Origin of the sequence: Streptomyces sp. XM83C, assembly GCF_023072675.1 — a bacterium.
Lineage (GTDB): Bacteria > Actinomycetota > Actinomycetes > Streptomycetales > Streptomycetaceae > Streptomyces > Streptomyces thermocoprophilus.
The window spans coordinates 1-9,528 of sequence record NZ_JALLGL010000239.1; the positions used below are offsets into that span (position 1 = coordinate 1).

At 73.3% G+C, this 9,528-nt stretch carries 6 protein-coding genes; 3 read left to right on the forward strand and 3 right to left on the reverse strand.

Translation table 11 applies throughout. The features are described 5' to 3' along the window. Positions 1 to 174 precede the first annotated feature (174 nt). Positions 175 to 2,271: an MFS transporter gene (locus tag MTQ10_RS22795; protein ID WP_247471775.1), complete on the forward strand. Its 2,097-nt coding sequence runs from the start codon at positions 175 to 177 to the stop codon at positions 2,269 to 2,271. A 211-nt stretch (positions 2,272 to 2,482) separates the two neighbouring features. On the opposite strand, the gene MTQ10_RS22800 is transcribed toward MTQ10_RS22795, so the two are convergent. Then, a complete protein-coding gene (locus tag MTQ10_RS22800; protein WP_247471779.1) occupies positions 2,483 to 3,598 on the reverse strand; it encodes an ADP-ribosylglycohydrolase family protein in 1,116 nt (371 codons plus the stop codon). Positions 3,599 to 3,724: 126 nt separating this feature from the next. Here MTQ10_RS22800 and MTQ10_RS22805 point away from each other — a divergent pair, with 126 nt between their 5' ends. After that, positions 3,725 to 4,258: a DUF2165 domain-containing protein gene (locus MTQ10_RS22805; RefSeq protein ID WP_247471782.1), complete on the forward strand. Its 534-nt coding sequence runs from the start codon at positions 3,725 to 3,727 to the stop codon at positions 4,256 to 4,258. A 25-nt stretch (positions 4,259 to 4,283) separates the two neighbouring features. Here MTQ10_RS22805 and MTQ10_RS22810 read toward each other — a convergent pair whose 3' ends face one another. Together MTQ10_RS22810 and MTQ10_RS22815 are read right to left on the reverse strand one after the other, a co-directional pair. Further along, entirely contained in the window at positions 4,284 to 4,856 is a 573-nt protein-coding gene (locus tag MTQ10_RS22810; RefSeq protein ID WP_247471785.1) for a hypothetical protein, read from the reverse strand. A gap of 552 nt (positions 4,857 to 5,408) precedes the next feature. After that, the gene (locus MTQ10_RS22815) at positions 5,409 to 7,994 is read right to left on the reverse strand and encodes a bifunctional FO biosynthesis protein CofGH (protein WP_247471788.1); all 2,586 of its coding nucleotides are present in this window, start codon (positions 7,992 to 7,994) and stop codon (positions 5,409 to 5,411) included. Between the two features lie 67 nt (positions 7,995 to 8,061). Between MTQ10_RS22815 and MTQ10_RS22820 the strand changes: the two genes are divergently transcribed. Next, complete coding sequence (locus tag MTQ10_RS22820; RefSeq protein WP_374117669.1) at positions 8,062 to 9,525, forward strand: CehA/McbA family metallohydrolase; 1,464 nt, start codon at positions 8,062 to 8,064, stop codon at positions 9,523 to 9,525. Positions 9,526 to 9,528: the final 3 nt, after the last annotated feature.

The window sequence follows — 9,528 nt, forward strand, 5'->3', positions numbered from 1 at the left end:
GCCCCGCTCCCAGGGCGCGGCGGGCCTTGCCGCGCCTGGCCCTGCCCCGCCCTGCCTCGCCGGTGCCCGTCGTCGGCGGCCTGCGTGCTAGCGTCACGAAACAGGACAGGTCGAAGCCGACGTATACGGAGCGCGGCCGAGAGAAGAAGAGCGGGACACGGGGAGTGCCTTCAGGTGGCCACTGCGGAGCCGACACGCGCCGACGACACCGGTCCGGGCCGGAGCGGCGGCCCGCGAATACCGCTGCCCGAAGCACCGGAGCAGCCCACGGCGGACCGCCGCCGTGCGGACACGACCACAGCGGACCGCCCCCCGGCGGACGGGCCTCCGGAGGGCACCCCGAGCCCGGAGGCGACCGCCCCCGAGGCCGACTCGCCCGAGCCCGCGTCCCCGGAGCCCGCGTCCCCGGAGCCCACGGAACCCACGGGGTCCGCGAAGCGCCCGGGGCACTCGGAACGCCCGAAGTCCTCGAAGCCTGCGGAGTCCTCGGAGCGCCAGGAGCCCCAGGCCTCCTCTGAGCCCCCTCAGCCCCCGTCCCCCGGAAAGCTGTCCCCGCTGATGGCGCTCCGGGAGCGGATGCTGCGGCACCCGGTGCTGTCCGTCACCGCCCTCGCGGGCCTGCTGCACATCGTCTGGTTCTTCACGTTCGCGAACAGTGGCGGTGACCTGGCGGCGCAGGACGCGTGGGCCGAGTTCGTCGGCCGGCATCCCGACTCGGCGTACAACCTGGCCTGGTACGGCGGTATGCACCCGGTGTCGTACAGCGTGGTGTCGCCGTATCTGATGTCGGTGCTCGGTGTCCGTACGACGATGATGATCGCCGGGACGGTGTCGGCCGGGCTGCTCACCATGATCCTGATCCGCAGCCGGGCGGTGCGGAACCCGCTGTGGGCGTCGCTGGCCGGGGTGTTCGCGTTCCTGTGCAACGCGATCTCCGGCCGGGTCACGTTCGGGCTGGGCATGATGTTCGCGCTCGGCGCGGTCGCGGCGGTGTTCTGCTGGCCGTACCGCTGGCGCTACAAGCGCTGGGCGAAGGCGCTGGTGACGGCGCCGCTGGCGGCGCTGGCGACGATGGCCTCGCCGGTGGCGGGCCTGTTCGTCGGGCTGGTCGCGGTGGCGCTGTTCCTGCAGAAGCGGCGGCCGGGCGCGTGGGCGCTGGGTCTGGCGCCGAGCGCGGTCGTCGCAGTTTCGGCGTGGCTGTTCCCGTTCTCCGGCACGCAGCCGATGCCGTTCGGTTCGACGGTGCTGCCGCTGCTGTTCTCGGGGTTCGTGTTCTGGCTGGTGCCGCGCGCGTGGAAGACGGTGCGGATCACGGCCGCCGTGTACGGGATCTCCGTGCTGCTGGTGTGGCTGATCAGCTCGCAGATCGGCTCCAACATCACGCGGCTGGCGATGCTGTTCGCGGGTGTGGCGCTGGTGGCGGCGCTGCCGTTCACGGTGCCGCGTTCGCGGCAGTGGTACGCGGCGGTGCTGGCGTTCGTCGGGTTCGTGGTGTGGATCGGCTTCAAGTCGATCGACGACATCGTGCACACCGCGCCGGCCGCGAACTGGTCGCGCACGCTGGCGCCGCTCGTCAACGAGTTGCAGCAGGTCGGCGCCGAGAAGGGCCGGGTGGAGGTCGTGCCGGCGCGCTCCCACCGGGAGGCGTCCGCGCTCGCGCCGTACGTCAACCTGGCCCGGGGCTGGAACCGGCAGGCCGACATGGAGCGCAACCCGCTCTTCTACGACGACACCCTGAACTCTGCGAACTACCACGAGTGGCTGCGCCGCTGGGCCGTGCACTACGTCGTCCTCTCCAAGGACGAGCCGGACGGGGACGGCGGGCAGCGTGAGCGGGCGCTGGTGCGGCGCGGGCTGCCGTATCTGACGCAGGTGTGGGGCGACGACAACTGGCAGCTGTTCAAGGTGAACAACCCGACGCCGCTGGCCGAGCCGAACGCCGAGGTGACGCGGACCGACCAGGGCGAGTGGACGATGGAGGTGCGTGAGCCGGGGCGGATCCTGGTGCGCATCCCGTACTCGCCGTGGCTGAGCCTGGTCGACGAGAAGGGCAAGAAGCTGGAGGCGCCCGAGGAGACGGAGGCGTCGAAGAACCGTCCCGAGGGCACGCCGAAGACGTACGACAACATTCACGGCTGTCTGACGGAGACCGAGGAGGACGCGCTCGGCGACAAGTGGACGCTGCTGGTCGCACCCAAGGCGGGCACGTACCGGCTGGCGTCGCCGTACACCCTGCCGCGGGGCACACCCTGCCCCGACGAGCTGAGGTAGGACCTTCGCCCGGCCCCCCGCTCAGGCCCCCGCATCCCAAGGTGCGGGGGCCTGAGCGTTTCCATGACGCGGACGGCGACCCACACCCCCAGGCGGCCAAGGGCTGACGCGGCCGAGGACCGACCCGGCCGAGGGCCGACCGGCCAGGAGCGACCCGACCGGGGGCACCCCCACAGCGCAACGGCCCCGAGCCCCCCGCCCTCTACGGCCCCTACGCCCGCGGATACCGCGCCAGCCACCCCGGTGACGACGCGGCCGGGCCGTGCAGGGCGGGACCCTGGGTCATCTCCATGGCGAAGTCGTCGGCGAGTTCCAGGATCGTGGGACGGCCCTCCAGCTCGGCCAGCCAGGCCGGCGGGAGGGCCGTGTCACCGTGCAGCGCGCCGAGCAGTCCGCCGGCGAGCGCGGCCGTCGGCGCGGACGGCCCGTCCTGGTTGACCGCCAGCCGCAGCCCGTGCCGTACGTCCTCCCCCACGAGAGCGCAGTACACGGCGGCGGCGAGGACCCCGTCGGCGGTGCCGGCCCCGGCGAGCCCGGCCACCCTGGCGGGCGACGGGATGCCCTGCCGTACCGCGCCGAGCGCCTGCTGGAGGGCGTCCGACACCGGCTCGTGGCCGGCCCGCTGCGCGAGCAGCGCCAACGCGTGCTGCACCGCCCCGTCGAGACTGTCGCCGCGGGCCAGCCCGTGCACGACCGCCGCGTACGCGCCCGCCGCGAGGCACGCCACCGGATGCCCGTGGGTGTGGGTGGCGCACTCCAGGGCGAGCTGCACGACCAGTTGCGGCTCCCAGCCGACGAGCAGCCCGAACGGCGCCGACCGCGCGGCGGCCTCCGGCCCGTCCGCGCCGGGGTTCTTCGGCGCGTCGGGCGTGCCCATGCGGTCGTCGCCCAGCCCGAGCAGCAGTGTGCGGGTCGGGTCACGCCGTACGTACAGCCACTCCTCGCGGGCCAGCCAGCCGTCCTCCTTGCGGCGCTCGTCCGGTCCCCAGTCGCGCTGGGTGGCCGCCCACCGCAGATACGCCCGGTGCAGATCGGTCGGCGGATGCCAGGCCCCGGTGTCCCGCCGTACCTGGGCGCGGATCAGGCCGTCCACGGTGAACAGGGTGAGCTGGGTGAGGTGGGTGACGGCACCGCGACGCCCGTACGCCGGTACGAGGTCCACGACGCCCTCCGCTCCGCAGCGCTGCCGGATCTCCTCGACGTCGGCCGCGTCGACCGGCGCGCCCAGTGCGTCGCCGACGGCGACGCCCAGCAGGGTTCCGCGCACGCGGCTGCGGAAGTCCTGCTGCTCGGCCCGCCCCCAGACGGTCCCGGCTGTGCCACCCACCACGACCTCCCGGGTTCCGTCCGTACGTACGACGCGAGCACTGTAATCGAACGAGAACGGTCAGCAACGGTCGACTTCTGGCTCAAAGCCTTCCTGCCGTGGCGGCGCGTGCGGTAAACGATCTGCATGACCACCCCCACCACACGCATAGTCCCACTGGCCGCAGGGCTGTTGACCGGCACCCTGGCCCTCTACATCGGCCTCGTCGCGTTCGGGAACATCACCGACTTCGACACCAATCAGGCGTTCGTACAGCATGTTCTGGCCATGGACACGACGTTCAAGGACGACGACCTGATGTGGCGTGCCGTCACCAGTGAGGGTCTGCAGAACGCCGCCTACGTCGCGATCATCGCCTGGGAGACCGTGGCCGCCCTCGTCCTGGCCGCCGGGACCTGGTTCTGGGCGCGCGGCACCCACGGCCGGGCCCGGCAGTGGGCCACGTACGGGCTGCTGATGCTGATGCTGCTGTTCGGTGCCGGGTTCATCGCGATCGGCGGCGAGTGGTTCGCGATGTGGCAGTCGAAGAACTGGAACGGACTCGACGCCGCCACCCGCGTCTTCCTGATCAGCGGCATCGTCCTGCTCGTCAACCATCTGCCGCTGCCCGCACGCGACACCGGCAAGACGGCCCCGGCCGAGGCCCAGGACGCGTCCTGACCGACGCCCGCGCCGATACGGCCGTCTACTCGACGACCCGTACCGTCGTCCCCGTCGTCGCGAACGCCCACAGCGCCGTGCCGTCGGGCTTGCCCATGCGGATACCGCCCGTCCTGGCCCCCGAGGCCTGGGCGGGCGGGGAGGAGCCGTCCACGGCGTTGGAGAACGCTATGGACAGGCCGGACTTGGCCGCGAAGTACACGATGTGCTCGATCGGCACCCCGTCCGAACCGGTCGTCGCGTCCCGCCGGATCGACACCGTGTAGCTGCCCGGGTCGGGGCTGACCGTGCCCGGCCACACGGTGAACGTGCGGCGCGCCGCGTCACTCGCGTCGATCAGCCACACCCGCTTCTGACCGAGGGAGTAGACGATACGGCGGCCCGTGCCGGAGCCGTCCGGCACCTTCACCGCGGTCGGCGCGGGAGCGGGCCGTGTCGACGGCGACGCCGAGGCCTGCGCGCTGGGACGGGCGGCCACGGCCGTGGGCTTCGGGCCCTGGTCGGCCTGGACCGCCAGGACCACGACCGCGGCGACCGCACCCGCGGTCAGGCCGGTGACCCAGGCCCACGAGGGAAGCCGCAGGGCAGGCACGGGCACGCATCTCCTCAGTCTCCGGCCCCGGTACGGACGGCACCGAGGTTCGGATCATCGTACTGTGAGGCCCGGCGGGGCCGACCGTCCGGGCGACCCCTGAGGCCGCTGCCGGACGCCGCCCGCGCCGGGGTTTCAGCGGGCGCCGCGGGACACCCGCCACATGGTGTGCTCTTGGCCGACGGCGTCCTCCGCGTCCGCGACCTCCTTCGTCGGCCTGCGCCAGCCGCTCATGGACGACGCTCAGTTCGGTCGCGGTCGACCACGCCGGCAGGACATTCCTCGCCGTGGACCCCGACGGGCGGATCGTCGTCGTACCGGCCGACGGCTCCGTCCGCGACGTCGACCCGGACTCCGGGCGACAGCAAGTGGCGGTCCGGCCGCGCTCCTCACGGCTCACGGCCGAGCAGCGCGAGCGATACGTCCAGGTGTCGTACGTGCGTGCCGTGGGCGAGCCGGGGAGTCCCCGCCGCGTGGCCCGCCTCACCGGGCGGCCGGCCGCCCCGCGGGGTGGCCGGCCGGGACGGGGAGTCCCCGGCGGATCGCCCCCGTCCGCATTCAGTCCAACACCGGCAGCAGCTCCGGCAGATGGCCGTCCGAGGCCTCGGCCGCGCGCCGCCGCTCCTCCGGAACCTCCCCGTACAGCGTCGTACGGGGCTTCGCCGGGCGGCCCGCGGCCTCGGCGACCGCGATCAGATCGCGCACCGACTTGTAGGAGCCGTAGGAGCTGCCCGCCATACGGGAGATGGTCTCCTCCATCAGCGTGCCGCCCAGGTCGTTCGCGCCGGAGCGGAGCATCTCCGCCGCGCCCTCCGTGCCCAGCTTCACCCAGCTGGTCTGGATGTTGGGGATCCACGGGTGCAGCAGCAGCCGCGCCATCGCGGTGACCGCCCGGTTGTCGCGGATCGTCGGGCCCGGCCGCGCGATGCCCGCCAGATACACCGGCGCGTTGGTGTGCACGAACGGCAGCGTCACGAACTCCGTGAAGCCGCCCGTGCGTTGCTGGATCGCGGCGAGGGTGCGCAGATGGCCGAGCCAGTGCCGGGGCTGGTCGACATGGCCGTACATCATCGTCGACGAGGAGCGGATGCCCAGCTCGTGCGCGGTCTCCACGACCTCGATCCAGGTCGCCGCGGGCAGTTTGCCCTTGGTGAGGACCCAGCGGACCTCGTCGTCGAGGATCTCCGCGGCCGTGCCCGGGATGGTGTCGAGACCGGCCTCCTTCGCCGCCGTCAGCCACTCCCGGATCGACAGGCCGGTGCGGGTCGCGCCGTTGACGACCTCCATCGGCGAGAACGCGTGCACATGCATGCCCGGCACCCGCTCCTTCACCGCGCGCGCGATGTCGAAGTACGCGGTGCCCGGCAGGTCCGGGTGGATGCCGCCCTGCATGCACACCTCGACCGCGCCCACGTCCCACGCCTGCTGCGCCCGGTCGGCGACCTGCTCCAGCGACAGCGTGTACGCGTCGGCGTCCGTGCGGCGCTGCGCGAACGCGCAGAAACGGCAGCCGGTGTAGCAGACGTTGGTGAAGTTGATGTTCCGGGTGACGATGTACGTCACGTCGTCGCCCACCGCCGACCTGCGCACATCGTCCGCGATCCGGCACAGCGCGTCCAGCGCCGGCCCGTCCGCGTGCAGCAGCGCCAGCGCCTGCGCGTCGGTGAGCTTCGTCGGGTCGTCGGCGGCCGTGGTGAGGGCCTCCCGCACGTCGGCGTCGATGCGTTCCGGAGTCATGCCGGGCGCCGCCGCCTCGCGCAGCGCCTCCCAGTCGCCGTACACCTCGTCGAAGTCGCCGCGCCGGTCGCCGGTGCGGCCCTCGCTGTCGATCGCGGTGTGCAGGTCGGTGCGGCCGGACGCGGTGAACACGTCCTCCGGCTCCTGCCACGGCAGCCCCCGCACCTCGGCGTCCTGGCGGGCCAGCCCGGTCTCCGGGTCGGCGAGCGCACGGACGTGCGGCAGCAGCCGCGGGTCCAGCCACGGCTCGCCCCTGCGTACGAACTCCGGGTACACGCACAGCCGTTCACGCAGCTCGAACCCGGCCGCCCGCGACCGCTCGGCGAGCTGCTCGATCTGCGGCCAGGGGCGTTCGGGGTTGACGTGGTCGATGGTCAGCGGGGACACCCCGCCCCAGTCGTCGATGCCCGCGCCGATGAGCCGCTCGTACTCGCCGTCGACCAGGTTCGGCGGGGCCTGGAGGCACGCCGACGGGCCCATGATCAGCCGGGCCACGGCGACCGTCGCGACCAGGTCGTCCAGTTCGGCGTCCGGCATGCCGCGCATCGCCGTGTCCGGCTTGGCGCGGAAGTTCTGGATGATCAGTTCCTGGATGCCGTGGTGGGCGCGCGCCACCCGGCGCAGCGCGAACAGGGACTCCGCGCGCTCCTCGTACGTCTCCCCGATACCGATGAGCAGCCCGGACGTGAAGGGCACGGAGGAACGCCCGGCGTCCTCCAGCACGCGCAGCCGTACCGCGGGCTCCTTGTCGGGGGAGCCGTAGTGGGGGCCGCCCGGCTCCGACCACAGGCGGGTCGCGGTGGTCTCCAGCATCATGCCCATCGACGGCGCGACCGGCTTCAGCCGCTGGAAGTCCGTCCAGGTCATGACCCCCGGGTTGAGGTGGGGCAGCAGGCCCGTCTCCTCCAGGATGCGGACGGAGATCGCGCGGACGTAGGCGATGGTGTCGTCGTAGCCGTGCGCGTCGAGCCACTCGCGCGCCTCCGGCCAGCGGTCCTCCGGCTTGTCGCCGAGGGTGATCAGCGCCTCCTTGCAGCCGAGCGCGGCCCCCTTGCGGGCGATGTCCAGCACCTCGTCCGGTGACATGAACATCCCGTGCCCGGCGCGGCGCAGCTTGCCGGGGACGGTGACGAACGTGCAGTAGTGGCATTTGTCCCGGCACAGCCGGGTCAGCGGGATGAAGACGCTCTTGGAGTACGTGATGACGCCGGGCCTGCCCGCCGCCTGAAGGCCCGCGTCCCGCACCCGGGCGGCCGACGCGGTCAGGTCCCGCAGATGCTCGCCGCGCGCCTGGAGCAGCACCGCCGCCTCGGTGACGTCCAGAGCGACACCGTCCCGGGCCCGTCTGAGGGCGCGACGCAGGGCGTTCTCGGTGGGGCCGGTGCCGGAGCTCGCGGAAGTCGTCATCCTTCGAGCATACGAGCGCACTGATCGTTCCCCGGCCGCCGTCCCGGCGCGGACACGCCGCCGCGACATGACGGGACGGCCCGGCCCGCCTACGTTGAGAAGGGTGAGCTTCGCTTCAGCGGACGGCGGCGAGCGGCGGACGAGGACGATCCGCGGCACGCTGACGCCGGACGGCCCCGAGATGGTGTACGAGCCGTTCGAAGTGCCGCCCGGGGTAAGGGAGATCACTGTCTCGTACGTCTACGACCGGCCGCCCGTGCCCGCGGGCACGCCGGGCAACTCCCTGAACATCGGCCTGTTCGACCCGAGGGGCACCGCGCCGGGCGGGGACGGGTTCCGCGGCTGGTCGGGCGGGGCGCGCCGGGAGTTCTCCGTCCGCGCCGACGACGCCACCCCCGGCTATCTGCCGGGCCCGCTGCGGCCGGGCACCTGGCATGTGGCGCTCGGCGCGTACGGGGTCGCCCCGCAGGGGATGTCGTACGAGATCACCGTCGTCCTCGGCTTCGGCGCGCCCGGCGAGGTGCGGGAGCCGGTGTATCCGCCGGAGCGGGCACGCGGGCGGGGCCGGGCCTGGTACCGGGGTGATCTGCACATGCACTCCTGGCACTCCGACGGGCGGCGCACCCCCGCCGCGATCGGCGCGCAGGCCCGCGCGTCCGGGCTGGACTTCATCAACACCTCCGAGCACAACACCATTTCGGGGCATGCGCATTGGGCCGATGTCGCCGGGGACGATCTGCTGGTGCTGCTCGGCGAGGAGATCACCACGCGCAACGGGCACTGCCTCGCCGTCGGGGTCGACCCGGGCACGTTCGTCGACTGGCGGTACCGGGCCCGCGACGGCGCCTTTCCCCGGTTCGCGGAGCGCATCCGCCGGGCGGGCGGGCTCGTCGTGCCGGCCCATCCGCACGCCGAGTGCCGGGGCTGCGGCTGGCGGTTCGGGTACGGCGAGGCGGACGCGGTGGAGGTGTGGAACGGGCCGTACACCCCCGACGACGAGACGGCCCTCGCCGCCTGGGACGCCATGCTCGTGACGGCCGCCGCGCAGGGCCGCCGGTGGCTTCCGGCGGTGAGCGGCAGCGACGCCCACCGGCCGCCGGACCGGGTCGGGCATCCGCAGACCGTCGTCCTCGCCGACGACCTGACCCGGACGGCGGTCCTGGCCGGCATCCGGGCCGGGCGCTGCTGTGTCACCGAGTCGGCGAAGGTGGAGCTGGAGTTCGGGGTGCGGGACGCGACGGGTCGTACGGCCGGGATCGGGGAGCGTCTTGAGGCCGGCCCGGACGCCCCGGTCATCGCCCGCCTGGCCGTCACCGGCGCCCCGCGCTGCACGGTCCGGTTCGTCACCGACGAGGGCCTGGCGTTCGCGTCACCGCCGCTGCCGGTGTCTGGGCGGGGGGTGGTGGAGTGGCGTACGACGCCGGCGCGGGCGGTCTATGTGCGGGCGGAGGTACGGCACGAGACGGCGGTGGGGCCGGTGCCGGGGGTGATGGCGGGGTTCACCAATCCGGTGTGGCTGGGGCGGTGGTAGCAG